17 protein-coding genes are annotated in these 24489 nt (G+C 67.3%); 8 read left to right on the forward strand and 9 right to left on the reverse strand.

What is annotated here, in order from left to right:
* Positions 1–30: 30 nt before the first annotated feature.
* From prfA to ACQR1Y_RS09635, 3 genes are all read right to left on the reverse strand, one after another.
* Positions 31–1116: a peptide chain release factor 1 gene (prfA, locus tag ACQR1Y_RS09625; RefSeq protein ID WP_434876165.1), complete on the reverse strand. Its 1086-nt coding sequence runs from the start codon at positions 1114–1116 to the stop codon at positions 31–33.
* Between the two features lie 59 nt (positions 1117–1175).
* A complete protein-coding gene (gene ptsP, locus ACQR1Y_RS09630) occupies positions 1176–3443 on the reverse strand; it encodes a phosphoenolpyruvate--protein phosphotransferase (protein WP_434876164.1) in 2268 nt (755 codons plus the stop codon).
* Positions 3444–3746: 303 nt separating this feature from the next.
* Positions 3747–5003: an aspartate kinase gene (locus ACQR1Y_RS09635; RefSeq protein WP_434858249.1), complete on the reverse strand. Its 1257-nt coding sequence runs from the start codon at positions 5001–5003 to the stop codon at positions 3747–3749.
* 146 nt (positions 5004–5149) lie between these two features.
* Between ACQR1Y_RS09635 and ACQR1Y_RS09640 the strand changes: the two genes are divergently transcribed.
* Both ACQR1Y_RS09640 and ubiG read left to right on the forward strand, forming a co-directional pair.
* Positions 5150–5617, forward strand: a complete 468-nt coding sequence (locus tag ACQR1Y_RS09640; protein WP_434876163.1) for a PH domain-containing protein — start codon at positions 5150–5152, stop codon at positions 5615–5617.
* A 45-nt stretch (positions 5618–5662) separates the two neighbouring features.
* Entirely contained in the window at positions 5663–6427 is a 765-nt protein-coding gene (gene ubiG / locus ACQR1Y_RS09645) for a bifunctional 2-polyprenyl-6-hydroxyphenol methylase/3-demethylubiquinol 3-O-methyltransferase UbiG (RefSeq protein ID WP_434876162.1), read from the forward strand.
* A gap of 37 nt (positions 6428–6464) precedes the next feature.
* On the opposite strand, the gene ACQR1Y_RS09650 is transcribed toward ubiG, so the two are convergent.
* The 4 genes from ACQR1Y_RS09650 to ACQR1Y_RS09665 form a co-directional block, all read right to left on the reverse strand.
* Positions 6465–8564: a S9 family peptidase gene (locus ACQR1Y_RS09650; RefSeq protein ID WP_434876161.1), complete on the reverse strand. Its 2100-nt coding sequence runs from the start codon at positions 8562–8564 to the stop codon at positions 6465–6467.
* A gap of 8 nt (positions 8565–8572) precedes the next feature.
* Positions 8573–9760, reverse strand: a complete 1188-nt coding sequence (locus ACQR1Y_RS09655; RefSeq protein WP_434876160.1) for a pyridoxal-phosphate-dependent aminotransferase family protein — start codon at positions 9758–9760, stop codon at positions 8573–8575.
* 182 nt (positions 9761–9942) lie between these two features.
* Positions 9943–10668: a thermonuclease family protein gene (locus ACQR1Y_RS09660; protein WP_434876159.1), complete on the reverse strand. Its 726-nt coding sequence runs from the start codon at positions 10666–10668 to the stop codon at positions 9943–9945.
* Between the two features lie 360 nt (positions 10669–11028).
* A complete protein-coding gene (locus tag ACQR1Y_RS09665) occupies positions 11029–12753 on the reverse strand; it encodes a hypothetical protein (RefSeq protein ID WP_434876158.1) in 1725 nt (574 codons plus the stop codon).
* Between the two features lie 463 nt (positions 12754–13216).
* On the opposite strand from ACQR1Y_RS09665, the gene ACQR1Y_RS09670 reads away from it, so the two are divergent.
* A complete protein-coding gene (locus ACQR1Y_RS09670; protein WP_434876157.1) occupies positions 13217–14071 on the forward strand; it encodes a caspase family protein in 855 nt (284 codons plus the stop codon).
* 292 nt (positions 14072–14363) lie between these two features.
* On the opposite strand, the gene ACQR1Y_RS09675 is transcribed toward ACQR1Y_RS09670, so the two are convergent.
* Positions 14364–15239, reverse strand: a complete 876-nt coding sequence (locus ACQR1Y_RS09675; protein WP_434876156.1) for an efflux RND transporter periplasmic adaptor subunit — start codon at positions 15237–15239, stop codon at positions 14364–14366.
* Positions 15240–15450: 211 nt separating this feature from the next.
* Between ACQR1Y_RS09675 and ACQR1Y_RS09680 the strand changes: the two genes are divergently transcribed.
* Positions 15451–16428, forward strand: a complete 978-nt coding sequence (locus ACQR1Y_RS09680; protein ID WP_434876155.1) for a L,D-transpeptidase family protein — start codon at positions 15451–15453, stop codon at positions 16426–16428.
* A 294-nt stretch (positions 16429–16722) separates the two neighbouring features.
* Here ACQR1Y_RS09680 and ACQR1Y_RS09685 read toward each other — a convergent pair whose 3' ends face one another.
* Entirely contained in the window at positions 16723–17529 is an 807-nt protein-coding gene (locus ACQR1Y_RS09685; RefSeq protein WP_434858258.1) for an N-acyl homoserine lactonase family protein, read from the reverse strand.
* A 341-nt stretch (positions 17530–17870) separates the two neighbouring features.
* Between ACQR1Y_RS09685 and ACQR1Y_RS09690 the strand changes: the two genes are divergently transcribed.
* The 4 genes from ACQR1Y_RS09690 to ACQR1Y_RS09705 all read left to right on the forward strand — a co-directional run bounded on the left by ACQR1Y_RS09690 (position 17871) and on the right by ACQR1Y_RS09705 (position 24484).
* Positions 17871–19424, forward strand: coding sequence for a caspase family protein (locus ACQR1Y_RS09690; protein ID WP_434876335.1), 1554 nt, complete (start codon positions 17871–17873; stop codon positions 19422–19424).
* A gap of 135 nt (positions 19425–19559) precedes the next feature.
* Positions 19560–20243 carry an OmpA family protein gene (locus ACQR1Y_RS09695; protein WP_434876154.1) on the forward strand — a complete coding sequence of 228 codons (684 nt, stop codon included), beginning with the start codon at positions 19560–19562 and terminating at the stop codon, positions 20241–20243.
* Between the two features lie 168 nt (positions 20244–20411).
* On the forward strand, positions 20412–21338 hold the full coding sequence (locus tag ACQR1Y_RS09700) for an efflux RND transporter periplasmic adaptor subunit (protein ID WP_434858260.1): 927 nt from the start codon (positions 20412–20414) through the stop codon (positions 21336–21338).
* Positions 21338–24484: an efflux RND transporter permease subunit gene (locus tag ACQR1Y_RS09705; protein ID WP_434858261.1), complete on the forward strand. Its 3147-nt coding sequence runs from the start codon at positions 21338–21340 to the stop codon at positions 24482–24484. The genes ACQR1Y_RS09700 and ACQR1Y_RS09705 overlap by 1 nt, the downstream gene beginning before the upstream one ends.
* The last annotated feature ends 5 nt before the right edge of the window (positions 24485–24489 follow it).

Below are 24489 nucleotides of genomic sequence, written 5' to 3' on the forward strand. Positions count from 1 at the left end.
GCATCGCCCGTCGCAATGCGCGGCCGCTCATCACGCCGCCGCGCCCTGCGCGGCAAGCTGCGCCGCCTGGTGCTCCGTGGTCAGCGCGTCTATCAGCTCGCCCAGCGCCTCGCCGGCGATCACCTGTGGCAGCTTGTAGAGCGTCAGGTTGATGCGGTGGTCGGTGACGCGTCCTTGCGGAAAATTGTAGGTGCGGATGCGTTCGGAGCGGTCGCCGGAGCCGACCTTCTCCTTGCGCTCGGCGGAGCGTGCGGCGTCGACCTTCTGCCGCTCGGCATCGTAGATGCGCGAGCGCAAAATGTTCATCGCCGACGCCCGGTTCTTATGCTGCGAGCGGCTGTCCTGCATCATCACCACGATGCCGGTCGGAATATGCGTGATGCGGATCGCCGATTCCGTCTTGTTGACGTGCTGGCCGCCGGCGCCTTGCGCGCGCATGGTCTCGATGCGCAGATCGTCCTGCTTGATGTCGACGTCGACATCCTCGACCTCCGGCAGCACGGCCACCGTGGCCGCCGAGGTGTGGATGCGCCCTTGCGTCTCGGTGTCGGGCACGCGCTGCACACGGTGCACGCCGGATTCGAATTTCAGCTTGGCGAAGGCGCCGCGGCCCTGCACCTCGGCGATGATCTCTTTGTAGCCGCCGACGGTGCCTTCGGAGGCCGAGATCACCTCGACCTTCCAGCCCTGCAGCGCCGCGAACCGCTCATACATCCGGAACAGGTCGCCGGCGAACAAAGAGGCCTCGTCGCCGCCGGTGCCGGCGCGGATTTCGAGCACGACGTTGCGGTCGTCCATCGCGTCCTTGGGCAGCAACGCGACGCGGATCTTCTGCTCCAGCTCGCCGCGGCGCGCGATCAGCTCGTCGCGCTCGGCCTCGGCCATCGCGCGCATCTCGGCGTCGGTCTCGGGATCGGCGAGCAGCGCCTCGGTGTCGGCGAGCTCCTTCACGCCGGCGCGATAGGCCTTGACGGCGTCGATCAGCGGATTGAGCTCGGCGAGCTCGCGGGTGATCTGCACGTAGCGGTCGGAATTGACCTGGCCCAGCAGCTCCGCCTCGAGCGAGGCGTGATGTGCGAGCAGGACGTCCAGTTTGGCTTCGGGAAGCGACGACATGATGCAATCTGATTGAGGAGCAAACGATAGGGGCGCAGGCGCGTAGGGAGATCAGCCCGCTACAATGCGAGGCCTTCGCTCTCGGCGAACTCGGTCAGCTTCTGCCGCATCGAGAAGCTGCCCGCCGGTGCCGCCAGCCACTCGGCCATCTTCGCCTCCGCCTTGGCGGCGTCGAGCTCGAGGATCATCGCCTTCACCGGGCCGTGCGCGGTCGCCGACAGCGACAGCGAGCGGTAGCCGAGCGCGATCAGCGCCAGCGCGCCGATCGGCTTCGAGGCCATCTCGCCGCACAGCGACACCGAGCGCTTGGCCGCGTTGGCCTTGCGCACGATCTCCTGCAGGGCCCGCAGGATCGGCGTCGACAGCGTGTCGAAGCGATCGGACACCTTGGCATTGCCGCGGTCGACCGCGAACAGGAACTGGAACAGGTCGTTGGAGCCGACCGAGATGAAGTCGACCTTCGCGAGCAGCTCGTCGAGCTGGTAGAGCAGCGCGGGGACTTCGAGCATGGTGCCGACGTCGACGCGCTCCGGCAGCGTATGACCGTGCTGGCGCAGATATGTCAGCTCGCGCTCGACGATCGCCTTCGCCGTGTCGAACTCGGCGACCTCCGAGATCATCGGGAACATGATGCGCAGCGAGCGGCCGCCGCCGGCGCGCAGCAGCGCCCGGATCTGGCCGCGCAGCAGGCCGGGACGGTCGAGCCCGAGGCGGATCGCGCGCCAGCCCAGCGCGGGATTTTCCTCGATGACGGTCTCCATGTAGGGCAGCGCCTTGTCGCCGCCGATGTCGAGCGTCCGGAACGTGACCGGCTTGTTGCCGGCGGCATCCAGCACCGAGCGGTACAGCGCGAGCTGATCGCTGGAGCGCGGCAGGCTGGCCGACACCATGAACTGCAATTCGGTGCGGAACAGGCCGATGCCGGCGCTGCCGGTGTCCTCGATATGCGGCAGGTCGATGACGAGGCCGGCATTGATCATCAGCTCGATCGGCTGGCCGTCCTTGGTCTTGCAGGGCTTGTTGCGCAGCTCGCTGTACTGCGCCTGGCGGCGGGCGCGGAAACGCACCCGCTCGGCATAGGCGGATTCGATCTCGGCGGACGGCCGCACATAGATCGAGCCGGAGGTGCCGTCGACGATGATGGCGTCGCCGGGATCGGCGATACCCGGCGCATTCGGCACCTCGCCGACCGCGGGAATGCCGAGCGCGCGCGCCACGATCGCGACATGCGAATTGGCGGTGCCTTCCTCCAGCACCAGGCCGCGCAGCCGCTTGCGGTCGTAGTCGAGCAGGGCGGCCGGGCCCATCGCGCGCGCGATCAGGATGGCATTGTCGGGCAGGTGGTCGCGGCTCGGCGCATGGTCCTGGCCGACCAATTGGCGCAGCAGGCGGTAGCCGAGATCCTCGAGATCGTGCAGCCGCTCGCGCAAGTAAGGATCGGTCGAGCGCAGCATGCGGGCGCGGGTGTCGGACTGCACGCGCTCGACGGCGGCTTCCGCTGTGAGGCCGGTCGCCACCGCTTCATGCAGCTTGTGCGACCAGCCCTGGTCGTTGGCGAACATGCGATAGGCTTCGAGCACCTCGCGATGTTCGCCGCCGTCGGCGACGTCGCCGCGCTCCAGCATGCGGTCGAGATCGGCGCGCAGCTTCACCAAAGCGGCATCCAGCCGCTTGATCTCCTTCGGCAGGTCTTCGGCGATGTAGTTGTTGACCACGACGCGCGGCTCGTGGAGCACGACATGCCCGAGCGCGATACCGTCCGACAGCACCGCGCCGGTCTTGTGGATCGAATGCCGGACGGCCGGCTCGGCGCCGGGCTGGGCGAGCGCTGCGAGCTCGCCGGAGGCGATCATCTCGGCGAGCACCATCGCGGTGGTCTGCAGCGCCTCGACCTCTTCCTCGACATAGGTGCGCTTGGCGCGGTTCTGCACCACCAGCACGCCGAGCGTATTGCCGGCGCGCAGGATCGGCACGCCGAGGAAGGAGTGGTAGATTTCTTCGCCGGTCTCCGGGCGGTAGGAGAAGGCCGGGTGGCTGTGCGCGTCGCTCAGATTGAGCGGGGTGGCCTCGCTGGCGACGAGGCCGACCAGGCCTTCATGCGCGCTCATCACCGTGATGTGCACGGCGTCGCGGTTCAAACCTTCGGTGGCGTAGAGTTCGAGCGTATTGTCGACGCGCAGCACATAGACCGAGCAGACCTCCGCGACCATGTTGGCCGCGATCAGCACCACGATCTTGTCGAGCCGCTCCTGTGCCGAGACCTGCTCCGCCATGGTCTCGCGAAGCCGTCTGAGCAGGACGCGGGGGCCTCCCGACGCGCTTCGCATGTGGCACAATCCCCCTTCCTGGGGCCAGCCCGGCGCGCGGCCGGATCTGGCGCTAAACTCGCGGCATCGAACAGCTTTCTCGATTCGGCACTATCGCACGCTCAAAGTGCCGGCCCGAATCAAAACAACCATCACTGGAGCACAGGTCGCGCCAGTCATCCTGCGAGGCGTATAGCGAATTAGGGCTTGTTTTGCCAAGCAAAACGCCTGCCAGCGCGGGCGGCGTCAACGGCTTTCGGCGATCGTCCGGCGCCTGTCCCATTGTCGCATAACGGGACAGGTGTGGTCGCGGAGCAGGATTTTCTAGGCCTGGTCCAGTCCGTAGAGCGTATGCAGCGTGCGGACGGCCAGCTCGGTATAGGCGGCGTCGATCAGCACCGAGAACTTGATCTCGGAGGTCGTGATCGCGCGGATGTTGATGTTGCGGGCGGCCAGCGCGGCAAAACCCTTCGCGGCGACGCCGGCATGGCTGCGCATGCCCGAGCCGATCACCGAGACCTTGGCGACATCGGTGGCGGCGTCCATGCGCTGGTAGCCGATCTTGTCCTTGGCCGCCGTGATCGTCTCGCGTGCGCGATTGTAGTCGGTCGCCGGGACCGTGAAGGTCAGGTCGGTGGTCTTGCCGTCCTCGGAGACGTTCTGGACGATCATGTCGACGTTGATGTTGGCGTCCGCCAGCGGCCCGAAGATCGAGGCCGCGATGCCCGGCTTGTCCTCGATCTGGCGCACCGAGATCTGGGCCTCGTCCTTGGAGAAGGCGATGCCGGTCACGACGTGATTTTCCATGATTTGTTCCTCGCTGCAGATCAGCGTCCCCGGCGGCTGGTTGGCGTGCGGGTCGATATCCTCGGGCTTGTCGAATGAGGAGCGGACGAAGATCGGCATGTTGTGCACCATGCCCAGTTCCACCGAGCGCACCTGCAGCACCTTGGCGCCCTGCGACGCCAGCTCCAGCATGTCCTCGAAGGCGATCTTGTCGAGCCGCTTGGCCTTCGGCACCACGCGGGGGTCGGTGGTGTAGACGCCGTCGACGTCGGTATAGATGTCGCAACGGTCGGCCTTGATGGCGGCGGCGATCGCCACCGCGGAGGTATCCGAGCCGCCGCGGCCGAGCGTGGTGATTCGCCCGGTCTCGGCATTGATGCCCTGGAAGCCGGCGATGACCGCGACCTCCTTGCGCTCCTGGAAGCGCTGGATCAGCTCGGTGCCGTCGATGTCAACGATGCGCGCCGAGGCGTGGGCGTCGCTGGTCTTGATCGGGATCTGCCAGCCCTGCCAGGAGCGGGCCTGGATGCCCATGCTCTGCAGCACGATCGCCAGCAGGCCCGACGTGACCTGCTCGCCCGAGGCCACGACGGCGTCGTATTCGCGCGCGTCGTGCATCGGCGAGGCCTCGGTGCACCAGGCCACCAGCTCGTTGGTCTTGCCGGACATCGCCGAGACAACCACAGCGACTTCATGACCGGCATCGACCTCGCGCTTGACGTGGCGCGCGACGTTGCGGATGCGGTCGATGTTGGCGACGGATGTGCCGCCGAATTTCAGCACGAGGCGACCCATGACGACGCGCTCATTCCCATCAGGAGGATAAGTTGACCGGCTCGCGCGGAAACCGGAGGCGCGCCAGCCGAAACGCGCGTATACATAGCGTCGCGGCCGGGGGCAAGACGGTTCCTTGTGGTGATGGGGTGAGGTAGAGGACTGGTATGGCGCGTTACATCGACGAAATCCTGCAACCCGGCGAGAAGGTGCTGTATTCGACCAATGCGCACTGGATGTTCTACCTGCCCGCCATCGGAGCCTGGATCGTCGTGTTCGGGCTGCTCGTCGCCTCGCGCATGACCCTGAACGACAATCTCGTGATGCTGTCGCTGGCGACGGCCGCTGTCATCGCGGTGGTGGCCCTGTACTGGACCGTGCGCGCCTGGTTCCACCGCCTGACCACCGAGACCGACGTCACCAACCGTCGCGTCGTCCACAAAACCGGCTTCATCCGCCGCCGTACCTTCGAGATGGCGCTCGACAAGGTCGAGAGCGTCGACGTCAACCAGACGATCATGGGACGGCTTCTCAATTACGGCGACGTCACCATCTTGGGCGTGGGCGAAGGCAAGGAGACCATTGCGACCATCGCGGAGCCGCTGGCGTTCCGCAACGCCATCACGGCGCGCTAGCCGCCGACGCCCCAGCTTCGATCATTTGAGTATGCAGCGATGACAATGCCTCAGGATTCCCGCAGCACCCCTGTTCCGCCCGGCTCGACGGTCGATCCGGCGGAGATCGCCAAGTTCTCGAAGCTGTCCGAGACCTGGTGGGATCCGAAGGGCAAGATGGCGCCGCTGCACAAGATCAATCCGCTTCGCCTGACCTACATCCGCGATGCCGCCTGCCGGAAATTCGAGCGCAACGCCAAGAGCCTCAACTGCCTCTCGGGCTTGCGCATGCTCGACATCGGCTGCGGCGCCGGGCTGCTGTGCGAACCGTTCACGCGGCTGGGCGCGCAGGTCGTCGGCGTCGATCCCTCGGCCAGCAACATCGCCGCCGCCAAGCTGCATGCCGAGAAGGGGCATCTGTCGATCGACTACCGCTGCACCACGATCGAGGAGATGGACCCGCGCGAGCGCTTCGACATCGTGCTGGCGATGGAAGTGGTCGAGCACGTCACCGACGTCAGCGCCTTCCTCGGCCGCTGCGCCGCCGTGCTCAAGCCCGGCGGCCTGATGGTGGTCTCGACCCTCAACCGCAATTGGAAGAGCTTTGCGCTCGCCATCGTCGGCGCCGAATATGTGCTGCGCTGGCTGCCGCGCGGCACCCATGAATGGAGCAAGTTCGTCACCCCGGACGAACTGACCAAATACCTGCTCGACAACCGCCTGGTCATCACCGAGCAGAGCGGCGTCGTCTACAGCCCGTTCGCCGATCGCTGGAGCCTGTCGAGCGACATGGACGTGAACTACATGGTGGTGGCCGAGCAGATGGTGTGAGGCTCGGCACCGGCCCGGTCGTCGCTCCGACGACGGCTCACGCCGTCTTGTCGGCCATCCCCACCGCCCATAGCGCGAACGCATAGACGATCGCGATCTCGTCGAGCCGGTTGAAGCGGCCGGAGGCGCCGCCGTGGCCGGCGCCCATGTTGGTGCGCAACACCACAGGACCGCCCGATGTCATCGTCGCGCGCAGCCGCGCGATCCATTTCGCCGGCTCCCAATAGGTCACGCGCGGGTCGGTCAGGCCGGCCATCGCCAGGATCGCCGGATAGTCCTTGGCCGCGACATTGTCGTAGGGCGAGTAGGACAGGATGGTGCGAAAGTCCTTTTCGCTCTCGATCGGGTTACCCCATTCGGGCCATTCGGGCGGCGTCAGCGGCAGGGTGTCGTCGAGCATGGTGTTGAGCACGTCGACGAACGGCACCTCGGCGACGATGCCGGCGAACAGCTCGCCCGAGCGGTTCGCGACGGCGCCCATCAGCATGCCGCCGGCGCTGCCGCCATGGCCGACGATCCGTTTCGGGCTGGTGTACTTCGCCGCGATCAGCGCGCGGGCGCTGGCCGCGAAATCGTCAAAACTGTTGGTCTTCTTCTCGCGCTTGCCATCGAGGTACCAGCCCCAGCCCTTGTCGGTGCCGCCGCGAATGTGGGCGATTGCATAGACGAAGCCGCGGTCGACCAGCGACAGCCGGTTGGCCGAGAACGAGGCCGGCATCGCATGGCCGTAGGAGCCGTAGCCATAGAGCAGCAGCGGCGCCGAGCCGTCCGCCTTGAAGTCGCGCCGGTGCAGCAGCGACACCGGCACCTCGGCGCCGTCAACTGCCTTGGCCATGATGCGCGTGGTGATGTAGTCGGCCGGATCGTGTCCGGACGGAATCTCCTGGCGCTTGCGCAGGGTCTTCGCGCGCGTCACCATGTCGTAGTCCCACACCTCCGACGGCGTCGTCATCGACGAATAGGCGAAGCGCAGGTTGGTGGTGTCGAACTCGTAGGAGCCCATCGCGTCCAGCGAATAGGCGCCCTCGTCGAAAGCGATCGCGTGCTCCTCACCGGATTTGAGATCGCGGATCACGATCGACGGCAGCGCGTTGGCGCGCTCCAGCCGCACCAGATGGCCCGAATAGAGATCGTGGTCGAGCACGTAGATGCCGGCGCGGTGCGGAATGAGGTCGCGCCAATTGGCGCGTTCCGGCGAGGCGAGCGGCGCCGTCACGATCTTGAAGTCGATCGCGCCGTCGGCATTGGTGAGAATGAACAGCTCGTTGCCGCGATCCGCGATCGAATATTGCACACCGGTCTCGCGCGCGGCGACGAGCCGCGGCGGTGCTTCGGGCGCATCGAGATCGATCAGCCTCTGTTCGGAGGTTTCGTGATCGCCGCCGGCGATGACGCAGAACCGGCCGGACGTCGACTCGTGCACATGCGTGAACCAGCCGGTGTCCTTCTCCTCATACACCAGCACGTCGTCGGCCTGTTTGGTGCCGAGCTTGTGCCGCCAGACCTGCATCGGGCGGTGATTGTCGTCGAGCTTGACGTAGAAGAAGCTCTTGCAGTCGCGCGACCACACCACGCCGCCGTCGGTCTCCTCGACGATGTCGGCGAGATCGTCGCCGCCATCCCAGTCGCGGACGCGGATCGTGAAATATTCCGAGCCCTTGGTGTCGGCGCTCCAGGCCACGAGCCTGTGGTCGTGCGAATGCCGGCTGCCGCCGAACTTGAAGTAGTCGTGGCCGCGCGCCAGCGCATCGCCGTCGAGCCCGATGGTCTCGGCGCCGCCATGGCGCGGCGTCCGGCAGAACAACTCGTGCTGGCCGCCTTCGCGGTACTTGCGGAAATACGCGTAGGGACCGTCCGGCGAGGGCACCGAGGAATCGTCCTCCTTGATACGGCCGCGCATCTCCGCGACGATCTTTTTCTGCAGCGGCGCGGTGTGGCCGAGCACGGACTCGGCATAGCCGTTCTCGGCTTCGAGATAGGCGCGGATATCCGCATCGAGCAGCGTGGGATCGTGCAGCACCTCCTGCCAGCGCGCATCCTTCAGCCAGGCATAGTCGTCCTGGACGGTGATGCCGTAACGGGTGAAGGAATGCGGCCGGCGCGGCGCCACCGGCGCCTTGGTGCTGTGATCGGTCATGTCGGTCCTTATGCGGTCACGCTCTCGCCGAGCCACTGGATCGCGGCATCCAGGCCGCCGCGGCCGTGCGGGATCTTCAACGCCACCAGCGCCATCTCGATCACGCCGAGCGTGCCCAGCACCATCGGCGCGTTGACATGGCCCATATGGGCGATGCGGAAGGCCTTGCCGCTGAGATCGCCGATGCCGGTGCCGAGCACGACACCGCACTGCTCCTTGCAATAGGTCTGCAGCACGGCCGGATCATAGCCCTCGCCGACCAGCACCGTCGTCACCGTATTGGAGCGCTCGGCGGCGTCCTCGATGTTGAAGCCGATCACTTGGCCCTCGCTCCACTTCGCCACCGCGCGGCGCACGGCCTCGGCGAGCAACTGGTGCCGGCGGAAGGCGTGCGGCAGCCCCTCCGCGAACAGCATGTCCATGGCCTGACGCAGCGCGAACAGCAGATGCACGGGAGCCGTGCCGCCATATTTGCGATAATGCTCGGCGCCCTCGCGCTCGCTCCAGTCCCAATACGGGGTGCGCAGGTTGGCGCGCTTGTGCGCCTCCAGCGCACGGTCGTTGGCGGCGACGAAGCCGAGGCCGGGCGGGGTCATCAGGCCCTTCTGCGAGCCGGACATCGCGACGTCGATGTGCCAGGCGTCCATCTCGAACGGCATGCAGCCGAGCGAGGCCACGGTGTCGACCATGTAGAGGGCAGGGTGGCCCGAGGCCTTGACCGCGCGGCCGATCGCCTCGACGTCGTTGACGACGCCCGAGGCCGTGTCGATCTGCGCCACGACGATGGCCTTGATGGTGTGCTCCTTGTCGGCGCGCAGCCGCGCCTCGACCTCGGCGGGACGCACCGCGCGGCGCCAGTCGCCGCGGAGCACCTCGACCTCGGCGCCCATCGCCTTCGCCGCGTTGCCCCAGCCGATCGCGAAGCGGCCGCTCTCCAGCACCAGCACCTTGTCGCCGCGCGACAGCACGTTGGAGAGCACGGCCTCCCAGGCGCCGTGGCCGTTGGCGATATAGATGTAGGTCTTGCCCTTGGTGGCGAAGAGGCGGCCGAGGTCGGACATGATGCCGTCGGTCAGCTCCACCATCTGCTTGGAGTAGATGTCGAGGGCCGGGCGGTGCATCGCCTGCAACACCTCGTCGGGCATCGTGGTGGGTCCCGGGATGGCCAGAAACTCCCGGCCCGCGCGAACGGTCATTGTCAGTGTCCTCAGGCGAAGTGGTTTGGGCGAAGTGATATGGACGATGTGATGTGGCGCGATGTGGTCTTGCGATTGGGGTGGCGAGCTCTCACACGCGGAGCCTGAGACCGTTTTACGTGGCGCGGCGGCATAAGAAAAGCCGGGGAAGCCGGGAGGCTGGCATGCCGCGGCCGTCCGGACTAGCGCCGGGTCTCGCGGCAGCCGGCGGCCTCGGCCTCCTCGACCGAGCAGAACCAGCGCGTGCCCTTGGCGACGCGCATCCTGATCTGGGCGTACCAGCGGCTCTTCGGCGTGTGATAGATGCACTCGCCGGCGCCGTTGACGTTGCCCTTGATGGTGCAGTCGGGCGACGGCGCCACGGGCCCGGAGGCCGACGCAAGCAGGATGGCCTTGGCGCCTTCCGGCGGCTTGGTCGCGCCGAGAACGGTGGTCTTCTTGTTGCGCACCCGCCAGTCCCACGGCGCGATGAACGCGCCCTGCCACATCCCGGCCTTGGCGGCGCGCGCCTCGGCCTCGTCAGGCTCGTAGTCGTGCGAGAGGGTGCGATAGGCCAGCGCCCAACCGTGCTGCACCAGCCATTTCTGGACGTCCTCGCCGTCGACATCGCAGCGCGCCACCTGGCGGCCGCGGCGGTCGATCGAGCGCGGGTGGCACACCCAGCTCTTGCCGTCGGCATGCTTGATGAGTTCGTCGCGCGCGGCCACGCCGCAGGTCCAGCGCTCGCCGTCCTTGTTCAGGCAGAGCTGATCGACCGAGGGCGCATCGATGCCGCCGAGCCGGATGCGGGTGGTGCCAATCATCACGCTGTCGGCCTCGCGGACCTTGGCCGTGCCGGTGATATCGGCGGCGGACGCGACGGCGGGAAGCAGCAGAAGCAGCGCGAGCAAAGCGGGTTTCATCGACATGAACGGGGGCGGGTCGTCCTTAGGATGGCGGGTGCCCGCGATTGTGCGGCGGATCAGGCGCATGTTCCAGCACGGTGATTGCCTGACTTGCTCAACTTCGCGCGATGCTGGGCTGTCAGGCATTGGGAATTCGGTAACCACCACGACGGCGCTGCACTCCCCTCCCCCTTGCGGGGAGGGGTCGGGGGTGGGGGTTTCCGGGCGCTGCATTCAGTGACTGCACGAGATCAAAGAGGCCTCAAGCTAGATCGCCCAGGATTTCTCGCCATCTCATTGATAGCTGGACTCGCGGACCCCCACCCCCGACCCCTCCCCGCAAGGGGGAGGGGAGCCGACCGCCGTTGCCGCTGATGGCTCGGCTCACCGAACGTTCACCCGCCGCGCCAGCGCCAGACCCATCAGCACAAAGGCCGAGGTCACCTCCGGCCCGCCGACCAGGATGCGCGTCGGGGTCTTCATCTTGTTCCATTCATAGGCGCGATACGGATGCCGCCGGCCGCCTTCGCCGAAGCTGGTGACGATGCAATGCACGGCGGGCGCGAAGCTCGCCGCGTTGCCGCCGAGATGGCCGAGCGCGATCAGCGCCAACGCCGCGTCGAACGGGTTCATCTCGCGCCCGACCAGCTCGTCCTCGACATAAGCGAGCACGCGCAGGCGGATCAGCTCGAAGGCGCCGCCGGGATCGATCGCCTGCCGCGCGGCCGGCGGCAGCGCCATGAAGGCGTGGTAGCAGCGGCCGAAATAGGCGCAGTACAGCTCCGGCAGATAATAGATGTGCGAGCGCGGATCGGCGAAGGCGCCGCTGGTGACCAGCCGCAGCTGGAAGCCGACGATGCGCCGGATGACATCCAGCCGGGCCTGCGTCTCCAGGATCTGCCAGCGCGCGAGGTTGCGGAACGACACTTCGAGCACGTCGAGGTTCAGCGTGGGGTCGAGATCGTTGCCGTAGGGCCGCTCGCCGGCCATGCTGTCGATCCAGGTGGCGACGCCGCCCTCATAGTCGATGTTGTCGTTGATCGGCACCGTCACGCGCGGCTCGTTGCCGCCGGCGCGGACCTGATAGCCGGCGTAGAAATCGACCAGCGGCTGGTTCAGGATCGGATCATCGGAGCCGGCCTGTGTCGCCGCCGAGAACGAGCACGCCGTGGTGTCGCAGTCCGGCACGTAGACGCCGAAGCCGAGGTCCTGCTTGATCTGGGTGAAGAAGCGCGAGAACCGCGGATGCGGGTGCGGCGCCAGCGCGGTGACGACGTCGTAGCTCTTGCCATCCGCGCCCCGCACCTCCTCGCGGCTGGTCTTGAGGCAGAATTCGACCATCGCCGCAATCGCGCCGCGCGCCGCGCTGCTTTGTTCGGACGAGGCGAGGTCGGTCTCGAGATAGCTCAGCAGCGCCTCGGTGAAGAACGCGTCGTAATAGGCCGAGCGGTGGCGGATCTGCACCGGCTCCCACATCGGCTCGGCGATGCCGCGCCAGGGCGGGTTGATCACCGCCGCCGCCGGCGAGCGGGCGATGAAGACGCGGGCAAGATTGAACAGCAACGTCGAGTTCTTGTAGCCGCGCGCGTCCAGCCCCTGCAGCGCCATCGTGACCTCGCGCCCCCCCATGTCGGGATCGCCGATCAGGTTGAAGGCGGCGTAGGTCGGGATGAAGCCGTTGCGGCCAAAGGAGCCGAGCAGGTCGGCGCCGCAGGCCCGGATCACGCGCTCGATCTCGGCCGCCGGCGGCATGACGACGGTGTCCGTCCGGCGCGGCGGGGCAGGGTGATGCAGCGCGATGCTGTCGACGAGCTCGGCGACCGGGCGGCCGACCTGCTGCCAATCGGGCGTCGGATTGTCGCGGGCCAGAACCAGCGCCTCGCGCAGCGCATTGAGGTGGGCGGGGTCGTTGAGTTCCGGCAGGCCGGCCCGGCGCAGCAGCGTGCGCAGCGCGGGGTTGCCGAGCGCGGTCCGATAGAAGGTCGACAGATGCGGGTCGCCACGGCCGGGCTGACGCAGGATCGGGTCGCACACCTCGTACAGCGAGGGCCCCTCTTTGCGCGCCGTCAGGGCGCGGCAGGCGGCGCCGGCAAAATATGGGAAACTCAAGGCGGGCACTCGTGGCTGGTCACGTGCGGACGGGGATGGGCGGGACGAACGGCCTGTGCTGCTCGAAACGCCCTGCAAACGGCCCGTCACGCGCATGCAGGACGCAAACTGGCATGGGGGGCGGCCAAAGACAACGTGACCGGGCTCACTGCGGAGGTAAGGGATCAGGCGGCATTGTGGCTGTCCGAAGGTCGGCCCCGGGCGCTGGAGAGGTCAGCGTCATGGTTAAATTCGCCTTAATTCCCAAGTGGTTGATAAGTCAATGGTGTTCCGATGTTGCCCTCGCTGCGGGATCAGGTTAAGCCTTTCTTCGTTGCGGCGCCGCAAATTGCGCGCAATTCGACGACACATCGTCTCGCAACCCCTCAAACCTCAGAGGCGTCCGCGCGACCAAAGGGTGCGTACCCCGCACGGGTGCTCACCCCTTGGCCACGATGGACAGGCTCGGACCAGGATTGACGTGATGACCGCAAGGCAGCCTTCTCTCTCCCGCCGAACGGCCGTGATCGCCGCCGCGCTGCTGTGCACGGTGTCGCTCGCGATCGGGGCGCATGCTGCCTTGAACAAGCGGTCGTTCGAGTCGCCGAAAGCGGCCGCCTCCGAGCGCGTGTCGAACGGCAACGCGGCGCGGCTCGCGCTCGTCATCGGCAACGGCCACTATCCCGACGCCAACGCCCCGCTCGCCCAGCCGATCAACGACGCGCGCGCGCTGACCGGCGCGCTGCACCGCGACGGCTTCGACGTCGACGTCGTCGAAGACGCAAGCAAGGACGACATGGCGCGCGCGATCGAGCGCCTCAAGGCCCGGATCAAGCCGGATTCGGTGGTGATGCTGTTCTTCGGCGGCTACGCCATCCAGGCCGGACGCGAGAGCTACATGATTCCGGTCGATGCCAAGATCTGGAAGGAAGCCGACGTCCGCCGCGAGGGCACCAGCATCGAGCAGCTGCTCGACGTGGTCCGCGAAAAGGGTGCGCGCGCCAAGCTGGTGGTGATCGACGCCGCCCGCCGCAATCCCTACGAGCGCCGCTTCCGCGCCTATTCGCACGGCCTCGCCCCGATCAATACGCCCGCCAATGCGCTGATCCTGTCGTCGGCGACGCCGGGCAAGGTGCTCGACGATTCCACCGGCCAGAACAGCGCGCTGGTCGGCGAGCTGCTCAACCAGCTCGGCAAGAGCCCGACCGCCGAGGCCGTCTTCACCAAGACTCGCAACGCCATCGTGCGCAATTCCGACGGCGAGCAGGTCCCCGCGGTGTCCTCATCCCTGGTCGAGGACATCCGCCTCGGCTCCGAGGTCGCGAACGCGGGCAGCTGAGGCTGCCTTGGCTGCTGACAGCGCCGCGTGAGCCGTATTTCCACGCTGACGGTGCGCTCCCCTCCCCCTTGCGGGGAGGGGTCGGGGGTGGGGGTCTCCGGGCGCTGCACTCAGTGAGTCCCTTAGGTCTTTGCGTGGGCGTCTGTGCTCATTGATGGCGCCCGGCACGACACGCGCCCATCATATCGAGCGGAATTCGTGGACCCCCACCCCCGACCCCTCCCCGCAGGGGGGAGCGGACCGCCGCTGCGGCAGCAGCGTGCCTCTGCCTCGCCGCTGATACGGGTCCGCCCTAATTGCTCGCCATCACCGGCCGCACCGGATCACCCTCGCGCAGCAGGGCGCCGGCGCGGGCGACGACGACGTCGCCTTCGGCGAGGCCGTCGCGGATCTCGACCTGGCCGCCGGCCGTCAGGCCGATCTCGACGCGCTTGGTCTCGATGCGCTGGGCGCGCACCACCTGCACCACGGTGCCGTCGGGATCGTACAGCACCGCCGTCAGCGGCACGGACACGCCGCAGCTCTGGCCGATCTTGATCGCGGCACGGCCGAACGCGTTGACCAGCAGCCTGGCATTGCCGGTGATGCCGATGAACGCCTGTCCGAGCTGGCTGTTCGGCTCGACGGTCGGCGCCACCCGGCGGATCTTGCCCTGGACCTCGCCGGCGCCGACGATGCGGATGCGCGCGGTCTGGTTGACCGCGAGCTTGGACAATTGGGCTGACGGCACCAGCCCGACCAAATCATATTCGTTGCGCGCGAGGATCGAGAACAGCGCCTCGCCGCGGCCCGAGGCGAACGCGCCGATGGTGGCGGTCGACGACAGCACGGTGCCGGCGACCGGCGCCTGGATCATGACGCTGCCGCCTTCGGGCGGCGTCAGCCGCGCCAGGTTCTGCCCGGCCGTGACGGTGTCGCCGGCGTCGACCAGCACCTCCGCCACCTTCAGCCCGGGCCGGTCGGGCCGCACCGCCGTCTCGTCGCGCGCCAGCACCATGCCGGACACCTCGACCGTGTTGTCGAAGCAGGCCTTGGTCGCCTTGAGCACGCTGACCGCGGCGCCGCGCGGCGCTGCGTCATCGGCCGCGGCCGCCTGGACCAGAACCAGCAGGCTGGCGGCGAGCATCGGCAGCCGGCGCATCGTGGCGGCAGTGACGGCATGTCCCATGCGAACGCGATCCCCAAAAACCAAGTCATCGAACGGCTCACGGCGGAAATAGCAGACGCGCAGCCGCCGGGCCAGCCGACCCGATTGCTCGGTAGTCGCGCCAGGGGCCCGCGACGTTCAGCGCGACAGAACTTAACCGCGCCGAACTTTGCGGTCATGGCCACGTTGTCGCTGCCGACGATCGGCCTGTCTTCACCTGGATATCACCCTCATGCTTCGGCTCTGGATACCGCTTCTGCTCTGCCTCGCTGTCATCACGCCCGCGGTCGCCGCCGACCTCACGGCCGACGCCGTCAACGGCGCCGAATTGCGCAAGCGGCAGCCCTCCGAGGAGAAGATGGACCCGGTGGCGATCCGCGCCCAGGTGCTGCTCGACCGCGCGCATGTGTCGCCCGGCGAGATCGACGGCCGCTTCGGCGACAATGCGCGCCAGGCGCTGGCGGCGTTCGCCCGCGCCAAGGGTCTGGCCGGCGACGCGAAGCTGACGCCGGAGGTCTGGGACGCGCTGGTGCGCGGCGACAACGCACCCGCGATCGTCAGCTACACGATCAGCCGCGACGATGTGAAAGGGCCGTTTCTGGAGAAGCTGCCGAAGCGCATGGAGGACATGAAGGACCTGCCGCGGGTGGGCTACACCTCGCCGGTCGAGGCGCTGGCCGAGAAATTCCACATGAGCGAGGCGCTGCTAAGAGCGCTCAATCCCAAGGCCGGCTTCGACAAGGCCGGCGAAACCATCACTGTCGCCAACGTGCTGAAGCCGGACGAGACCGTGCCGGAGATCACCCGGCTCGACATCGACAAGCAGTCCGAGACCGTGCAGGCCTTCGCCAAGGACGGCAAGCTGGTCGCGGTGTTCCCGGCGACCGTCGGCAGCGACGACAAGCCGACCCCGGTCGGCAGCTTCAAGGTGGACTCGATCGATGCCAATCCGAACTACCGCTACAATCCGGACTACAAGTTCAAGGGCGTGAAGGCGCGCAAAGCCTTCGACATCAAGCCCGGCCCGAACAATCCGGTGGGGTCATATTGGATCGGCCTGTCCATCGGCAACGGCTACGGCATCCACGGCACCGCCGAGCCCTCCAAGGTCGGCAAGTCCGAGTCTCACGGCTGCGTCCGCCTGACCAACTGGGACGTCGCCTTCCTCGGCCAGCATCTGTCGAAGAAGGCCGTGGTGGAGCTGCGGTGAGCGGGACTGCGATCCCGCTCGCTTGAATTTGCAGCACAGTGTAATCTGCCGAGCGGCCTCGGCAACCTCCGCTGTCGTCCCGGCGAACGCCGGGACCCATAACCACAGGGAGCAGTTCGGGGCAGGCGTGTAGTTCAAAGCGCGTGCTCACCAGGACCGCCACGGCGTATGGATCCCGGATCGGCGCCACGCCACGCTGGCGCGCGTCGCGGCTTGTCCGGGATGACGGTGGTGGGTGGCGATGATGGCGGAGCTCCTCGCGATCGCCTTCGATCAAGCAAAGCGCAGCCGCTGCTACGTCGCAAACGACCGCTTCGGCGCCACGTGCAGCGCATAGGCATCGGCCGCGTCGTTCACGCGCGGATAGAGCTCGGTCACCAGCGGATCGTGTCCCGGGATGAAGCGGTCGGGATGACCCGCGAGGCGCTCGATGATCTCCCAGCCGCGCGCCATGTCGCCGATGTCGAGCACGATCGGAAACGGGCTGCGGCGCTGCAGATTGGCGTAGTAATGCGCGGCGTCGGAGGCGAGCACGACGGGGCCGCGCGCGGTCTCGACCCGCACCACCTGCAGGCCGTCGGAATGACCGCCGACGCGGTGCACCGTGACGCCGGGCGCGATCTCGCCGTCGCCGCTATGGAAGGTGACGCGCTCGCCATAGACATGACGCACCATGGTGGTGACGTGCTCGACCGAGAACGGGTGGCGCAGCAGGCCGTTGCACATGCAGCGCCCCGTCGCATAGGCCATCTCGCGCTCCTGCAGATGGAAGCGCGCGTTGGGGAAGCGGTCGAGATTGCCGGCGTGATCGTAGTGCAGATGCGTGACGATGATGTCGCGGATCGCGCTCGCGTCGACACCGAACAGCGCCAGCGCATCGACCGGATTGCGCGTCAGTTTGCGGTGGCGCAGTTCGGCCTCGGCGGCGTTGAAGCCGGTGTCGACCAGGATGTCGCGGCCGCCGCTGCGAATCAGCCAGACGAAATAGTCGAGGTCCTGCGCGACGGTGTCGTGCGGATCGGGCTGCAGGAAATTCATCTGCAGCGTGCGCTGGGACATCGTCGCATAGCGCAAGGCATAGATCTCGGTGGCGTTCCCCATGACGGCCTTCTCATGATTGTTTCGGCATTGACGGCATCGAGCCACCGCCGCGCTGCGAGGTCAATCGCCGCCCGCGTCGAACCGGCGGATCGGCTGGCGCGACCCAGTGTGAGGCATCGCACATCATGCGAGACCTCGGCGGCGGCATGGTCTGACGGTGTCATGGCCCGCGGCTTTCGCAAGAGGTTCACGCGGGCGGTCGTCTCGCTCGACGATTCGTCAACCGCTCCAAGCAGTTGACGTGCCGTCACGGCGATTTGATAATGCCTGACGCGTGGGATATGGTCGCCCCGGCGCAAGCTGGACGGCGCCTGATTGCTGACCGCTGGACCGCCATCGTGATGATCTTCCGCCTGCTGTTGCTGCTCGGCCTGCTGTTCTCCGTCGCGTTCTCCGAGACCGCCATGGCGGCCGCCGAGCGCTTTGCGCTGGTGATCGGCAACGCGAAGTATCCCGATGCCGATGCGCCGCTCAAGGAACCGATCAACGACGCGCGCGATCTCACCGACGAGCTGAAGCGCGACGGCTTCAACGTCGAGACGCTCGAGAATGCGACCGGCGACGCGATGCGCCGCGGCTTCGAGCGGCTCTATGGCAAGCTCAAGCCCGGTTCGGTGGCGCTGCTGTTCTTCTCCGGCTACGGCATCCAGTCGAGCCGGCAGAGCTACATGATCCCGGTCGATGCGCAGATCTGGCAGGAAGCCGATGTGCGGCGCGACGGTTTCAGCCTCGAGCAGGTGCTGCAGGAGATCAACAGCCGCGGCGCCGGCGTGAAGATCGCGCTGCTCGATGCCTCCCGGCGCAATCCCTATGAGCGGCGCTTCCGCACCGCATCGGCCGGCCTCGCGCCGGTGATCGCGCCGAGCGGCACCCTGGTGATGTATTCGGCGGCGCTGTCGTCGGTGGTGTCGGATACGGGGCGCGATCGCAGCCTGTTCGTGCAGGAGCTGCTCAAGGAAATCCGTGTTCCCGATCTCACCGCCGAGGAGACGCTGAACCGGACCCGCGTCGGCGTCACCCGCGCCTCGCGCAGCGAGCAGGTGCCGTGGATCTCGTCGTCGCTGGCGGAAGACTTCTCCTTCGTGCCCGGCGCCGGCGGCGGACGTCCGCCGGCCGAGAGCAATGTGGTCGCGCCGCCGGTTCCAACGCCAACGCCCACGCCGACGCAGGTCGTGGTGGCGCCGCCGCTGCCCACGCCGCAGCCGCCGCTGCCCCCCGTGCCGTCGCCGCAGCCTACGGCCACTCCGGTCCAGAAGGTGGATACACCGCCGCCTCCGCCGGTGCCTCCCGTCACCCCGGTTCCGACGTCCTCGCCGGTCATCGCGAACACCGTCCCGACGGCGCCGGTCGTGCCGACCGCCCCGGTGACTCCGCCCGTTCCGCCGCCGGACCCGTTTGCCGAAGATCCGACGATCAAGAGCCTCACGGCCAAGATCGCCGCCAATCCCGAGGATGCCGGTGCGCTGTACCGGCGCGGCCAAGTCTATGCGAGCAAGGGCGCCTATCCGCAGGCGATCCGCGATTTCGACGAGACCATCCGGATCAATCCGAAGGACGTCGAAGCGCTGAACAACCGCTGCTGGGCGCGCACCGTCGTCGGCGAGCTGCAGTCGGCGCTGCGCGACTGCAACGAGGCGCTGCGGCTGCGGCCGAATTTCGTCGACGCGCTCGACAGCCGCGGCCTGGTGAACCTGAAGAGCGGCGCGGCCAAGAACGCGATCGCCGATTTCGACGCGGCGCTGAAGATCAATCCGCGGCTGACCTCGTCGCTGTACGGCCGCGGCCTCGCCAAGCAGCGCAACGGCGCCGCGCAGGAAGGCGCGCTCGACATCGCCAACGCCAAGGCGATGGATCCGAACATCGACCGCGAGTTCGAAAGCTACGGCGTCCGCTGATTTCTTGCGCGCGCCGGCCTGCCGGCTCGAACCATGCGGCACGCCGGATCGACATATCGAGCGAACAGCCGGGGTCGCGAGCGGGGGCTACGCGACGCGGCCGGCAGGATCAGTTCGCGTGAACAGGGGATGGCCATGACCGCACCGAAGACGATTTCGACCCATACCGCCGGCCTGACGGGTCTCGTGGTGGCTGCAGCCTTGAGCGCCGTGGTGTCGTTCGGCCTGACGCCGGCCTCCGCCGCCGAGGATGTGACGGAGGATCAGATCGTTCGCGCCCTCGCCGGGCCGAAGAAGCCGCTGACCCGCGGGCTGTCGATGGCGCCGCCGGCCGAGGCGGCAGCCGCGCCCGCCGTGGCGCCGGAGCAGGACAAGTTCCTGCAGAGCATCCGCGGCCGCTCGACCCGCTCGCTTTCGGTCGCCGAGCGCGAGGAGATCGCGGCGGTCGCCAAGACCAAGCCGAACATCGATCTCGAGATCACCTTCGACTACAACTCCGCCAATATCAGCCAGAAGTCGCTGCCCTCGGTGCAGGCGCTCGGCCGCGCGCTGACCAGCGCCGAGTTGAAGGGCTCGACCTTCGTGCTCGCCGGCCATACCGACGCCGCCGGCGCCGATGCCTATAATCAGGACCTGTCGGAGCGCCGCGCCGACTCGATCAAGCGCTATCTGGTCGAGAAGTTCGGCATCGCCGGCACCGATCTGGTCACGGTCGGCTACGGCAAGAGCAAGCTGAAAAATCCGGCCCAGCCGCTCGCCGAGGTCAACCGTCGCGTCCAGGTCGTCAACATGCAGAGCAAGACGGCGTCCGCCAAGTAGTCGGCGTCTGCAAAGCGCCATTGGGGGTCGCGTGGCCTTGTACCGAGCAGCCGAGATGCGTCCCGCAACCTTGCGGGGCGCATCGTCTCGTCGGATGCTCGTCACTGCCTTCGTGGCCGCATACGCTGTCGCTAGTCCGCACCTCGAGCCGACCGGATCGATTTTCCGATGAAGCTGCCCAAACTCGTCAAGCAAGCCGTGACCGGCGTGGTCTTCCTCGGCCTGTTCGCCGGCTATTATCTGTACGAGCATCGCGGACATCAGACCGCTGAAGAGCCGCGCATGCAGGCGCAGGTGCTGGTCACCAAGGCTGGCAAGGCCTGCTTCTCCGATCTCGTGCGCGTCACCGGCTTCGTCGTGCCCCGCCGCGAGGCCGTGGTCGGCGCCGATCAGGAAGGCTCGCGCGTCACCGACGTGCTGGTGAAGGAAGGCGACACCGTCACCGAGAACCAGGAGCTTGCGCGGCTGACACCGCCGCCGCCCCAGCCGGGGGCGCCGGCCGCGGCGGCAGGCCGGCCGGTGTCGCTGCGCGCGCCGGCCGCGGGCCTCGTCACCGAGGTGCGCACCATCGCCGGCGTCCCGGCCTCGCCGCAGGCTGGACCGATGTTCCGTATCGCCGTCAACAATGAGCTGGAACTCGACGCCGAAGTCCCCAGCATTCATCTGTTGAAGCTCAGCGCCGGCGCGCCGGTGCGCATCAGCCGCGACAATCTCCCCGACATCGTCGGGAAGCTGCGCGTCGTCGGCCCGCAGGTCGACCGCACCACGCAGCTGGGCCATGTCCGGATCGCGCTCACCAGCAATCCCTCGCTGAAGCCCGGCATGTTCGCGCGCGCCAACATCGATGCGCGGCGCAGCTGCGGCGTTGCCGTTCCCAACACGGCGATCGATCACCTCACCATTCAGGTCGTGAAGGGCGACGTCGTCGAGACGCGCAAGGTTCGGGTCGGGCTGGTGTCCGATACCTCGACCGAAATTCTCGAAGGCCTGGCCGAGGGCGAGGTCGTCGTGGCCGACGCCGGCAGCTCGCTGCATGACGGCGACCAGATCAAGACCATGTTCGCCGAAGACATCGATCGCACGCGGGTACGCTGATGGCACTGAATATCTCGGCATGGTCGATCCGGAACCCGCTGCCGTCGATTCTCTTTTCGATCATCCTGCTCGTGCTGGGCTGGATGAGCTTCACCAAGCTCGCGGTGACGCGGCTGCCGAACGCCGACATTCCGGTGATCTCGGTAGCGGTGGCGCAGTTCGGCGCGGCGCCGTCGGAGCTTGAATCCCAGGTCACCAAGATCATCGAGGACGGCGTCTCCGGCGTCGAAGGCGCCCGCCACATCCAGTCGCTGATCACCGATGGTCTCTCCGTCACGACCATCACCTTCGCGCTGGAGACCAATACCGACCGCGCCATCAACGACGTCAAGGACGCCGTGACGCGGGTGCGCTCGGACCTGCCGCAGAACGTCACCGAGCCCCTGATCTCGCGCGTCGACAAGATCGGCCTGCCGATCGTCACCTATGCCGCGATCTCGCCCGGCAAGACGCCCGAGCAGCTGTCGTTCTTCGTCGACGACGTGGTCAAGCGCGAGCTGCAGGGCGTGCGCGGCGTCAGCCAGGTCGAGCGCATTGGCGGTGTCGAGCGCGAGATCCTGGTCTCGCTCGATCCCGACCGGCTGCAGGCGATGGGCCTCACCGCCGTCAATGTCAGCCAGAGCCTGCGCGGCACCAATGTCGACGTCGCCGGCGGCCGCGCCGAGATCGGCAAGAACGACCAGGCGATCCGCACGCTCGCCGGTGCCAAGACGCTCAACGAGCTCTCGAACACGATGATCCCGCTGTTCGGCGGCGGCGAGGTCCGGCTCGCCGATCTCGGCACCGTCACCGACACCATCGCCGACCGCCGAACCTTCGCGCGCTTCAACGGCGAGCCGGTGGTGGCGCTCGGCATCAAGCGTGCCAAGGGCGCCAGCGACGTGGTCGTCGCAGCCGCCGTGCAGAAGCGCATCGACCAGGTGAAGGCCGCGCATCCCGATGTCGAGCTGAAGCTGATCGATACGTCGGTCGAGTTCACCAAGGGCAATTACGACGCGGCGATCTCGACCCTGTTCGAGGGCGCGATCCTCGCCGTCATCATCGTGCTCTTGTTCCTGCGCGATCTCCGGGCGACGATCATCGCGGCGATCTCGCTGCCGCTGTCGATCTTCCCGGCGTTCTGGGCGATGGACATCCTCGGCTTCTCGCTGAACATGGTCTCGTTCCTCGCCATCACGCTGTCGACCGGCATTCTCGTCGACGACGCGATCGTCGAGATCGAGAACATCGTCCGTCACATGCGCATGGGCAAGTCGCCCTATCGCGCCGCGCTCGACGCCGCCGACGAGATCGGCCTCGCGGTCATCGCCATCAGCCTCACCATCATCGCGATCTTCGCGCCGGCGAGCTTCATGTCCGGCATCGCCGGGCAATTCTTCAAGCAGTTCGGCATCACCGTCTCGGTACAGGTGTTCTTCTCGCTTTTGGCCGCGCGCTTCGTGACGCCGATGCTGGCGGCCTATTTCATGAAGCATCACGACCACGAGGATCCGCCGCCGGGCTTCATCCTGCGCGCCTATCATCGCATCGTGACGTGGTCGGTGAAGCACTATTACATCACGATCCTGCTCGGCGTCGGCATCTTCGCAGCCTCGATCTGGAGCACGACCCTGCTGTCGAAAGGCTTCCTGCCGGCCCAGGACGCCGCGCGATCGCTGCTCGCGATCGAGCTGCCGCCAGGCGCGCAGCTCGCCTATACCGAGAAGGTCACCGAGGAGATCGTGGCGCGGCTGCGCAAGCGGCCGGAGGTGCGCAGCGTGTTCGTCGACGGCGGCCGGCTGCAGGGCGCGATGGAGGTCCGCCGCGCCGGCATGATCGTCAACTACACGCCCAAGACCGAGCGCAAGATCACGCAGAAGGAACTCGAGCTCGCGATCTCCAAGGAGCTCGAGACCATTCCCGACATCCGGTTCTGGTTCACGGATGAGAACGGCCTGCGCCCGATCAAGCTGGTCTTGACCGGCACCGATCCCAAGCTGGTCGACAATGTCGCGAGCGAGCTGGCCTCCCAGATGCGGCGGATTCCGATCATCTCCAACGTCGTCTCCGACACCTCGCTCGACCGGCCGGAGCTGCGGGTGCAGCCGCGCGCCGATCTCGCCGCGCGTCTCGGTGTGTCCACCGAGAGCCTGTCGCAAACCATCCGCGTCGCCACCATCGGCGACGTCGGGCCGGCGCTGGCGAAATACGACGTCGGCGGCCGCCTGGTGCCGATCCGGGTGCAGTTGGAGGACGCCGCGCGCAGCGACGTGAAGATCCTCGAACAATTGCGCGTGCCGCTCGGCCAGTTCGGCGAAAAGGGTGGCGTGCCGCTGGCGGTGGTCGCCGACATCAAGCTCGATCAGGGGCCGACCAGCATCAGCCGTTACGATCGCGGCCGCCAGGCGACGGTCTCCGCCGATCTCGTCGGTCTGGCCGCGCTCGGCGATGCCACCAAGCTGATCGACGAGCTGCCGGTGCGAAAGACCATGCCGGCGAGCGTCAAGCTGATCCCATCCGACGACGCCGAGAGCCTGAACGAGCTGGCCTCCGGCTTCATCACGGCGATCACGGCCGGCCTGATGATCGTCTATGCGGTGCTGGTGCTGCTGTTCGGCACCTTCCTGCAGCCGATCACGATCCTGTTCTCGCTGCCGCTTTCGATCGGTGGTGCCATCGCCGCGCTGATGCTGACCGGCAAGCAGCTCACGATCCCCGTCTATATCGGCATGATGATGCTGATGGGCATCGTCACCAAGAACGCGATCATGCTGGTCGAGTTCGCGATCGAGGCGATCCATGCGGGTGTCAGGCGCGACGAGGCGATCATCGACGCCGGCATGAAGCGCGCGCGGCCGATTGTGATGACCACGATCGCGATGGTCGCCGGCATGATGCCGAGCGCGCTCGCGGTCGGCGCCGGCGGCGAATTCCGCTCGCCGATGGCGCTCGCGGTGATCGGTGGCCTTGTGTTCTCGACCGTGCTGTCGCTGCTGTTCGTGCCGGCGATGTTCCTGGTGATGGACGACGTCGGATCCGTGTTCGCGCGGCTCGGCCGCAAGCTGGTCGTCTCCTCCGGCGACGCCACCGACGAGGCGGACCACGCGGCAGCGGGTCATGACCACAAGCCGCCGCCGCCCGCGGCGATCTCGCCGGCGGCGGAATGACACGC

The organism is Bradyrhizobium sp. HKCCYLRH3099, from assembly GCF_051167855.1.
Classification (GTDB): Bacteria; Pseudomonadota; Alphaproteobacteria; order Rhizobiales; family Xanthobacteraceae; genus Bradyrhizobium.

Coding starts and splice junctions, on each gene's coding strand:
- prfA (WP_434876165.1), bottom strand. CDS start 1,116: ATGTCGTCGCTTCCCGAAGCCAAACTGGACGTCCTGCTCGCACATCAC.
- ptsP (WP_434876164.1), bottom strand. CDS start 3,443: ATGCGAAGCGCGTCGGGAGGCCCCCGCGTCCTGCTCAGACGGCTTCGC.
- ACQR1Y_RS09635 (WP_434858249.1), bottom strand. CDS start 5,003: ATGGGTCGCCTCGTGCTGAAATTCGGCGGCACATCCGTCGCCAACATC.
- ACQR1Y_RS09640 (WP_434876163.1), top strand. CDS start 5,150: ATGGCGCGTTACATCGACGAAATCCTGCAACCCGGCGAGAAGGTGCTG.
- ubiG (WP_434876162.1), top strand. CDS start 5,663: ATGCCTCAGGATTCCCGCAGCACCCCTGTTCCGCCCGGCTCGACGGTC.
- ACQR1Y_RS09650 (WP_434876161.1), bottom strand. CDS start 8,564: ATGACCGATCACAGCACCAAGGCGCCGGTGGCGCCGCGCCGGCCGCAT.
- ACQR1Y_RS09655 (WP_434876160.1), bottom strand. CDS start 9,760: ATGACCGTTCGCGCGGGCCGGGAGTTTCTGGCCATCCCGGGACCCACC.
- ACQR1Y_RS09660 (WP_434876159.1), bottom strand. CDS start 10,668: ATGTCGATGAAACCCGCTTTGCTCGCGCTGCTTCTGCTGCTTCCCGCC.
- ACQR1Y_RS09670 (WP_434876157.1), top strand. CDS start 13,217: ATGACCGCAAGGCAGCCTTCTCTCTCCCGCCGAACGGCCGTGATCGCC.
- ACQR1Y_RS09675 (WP_434876156.1), bottom strand. CDS start 15,239: ATGGGACATGCCGTCACTGCCGCCACGATGCGCCGGCTGCCGATGCTC.
- ACQR1Y_RS09680 (WP_434876155.1), top strand. CDS start 15,451: ATGCTTCGGCTCTGGATACCGCTTCTGCTCTGCCTCGCTGTCATCACG.
- ACQR1Y_RS09685 (WP_434858258.1), bottom strand. CDS start 17,529: ATGGGGAACGCCACCGAGATCTATGCCTTGCGCTATGCGACGATGTCC.
- ACQR1Y_RS09690 (WP_434876335.1), top strand. CDS start 17,871: ATGATCTTCCGCCTGCTGTTGCTGCTCGGCCTGCTGTTCTCCGTCGCG.
- ACQR1Y_RS09695 (WP_434876154.1), top strand. CDS start 19,560: ATGACCGCACCGAAGACGATTTCGACCCATACCGCCGGCCTGACGGGT.
- ACQR1Y_RS09700 (WP_434858260.1), top strand. CDS start 20,412: ATGAAGCTGCCCAAACTCGTCAAGCAAGCCGTGACCGGCGTGGTCTTC.
- ACQR1Y_RS09705 (WP_434858261.1), top strand. CDS start 21,338: ATGGCACTGAATATCTCGGCATGGTCGATCCGGAACCCGCTGCCGTCG.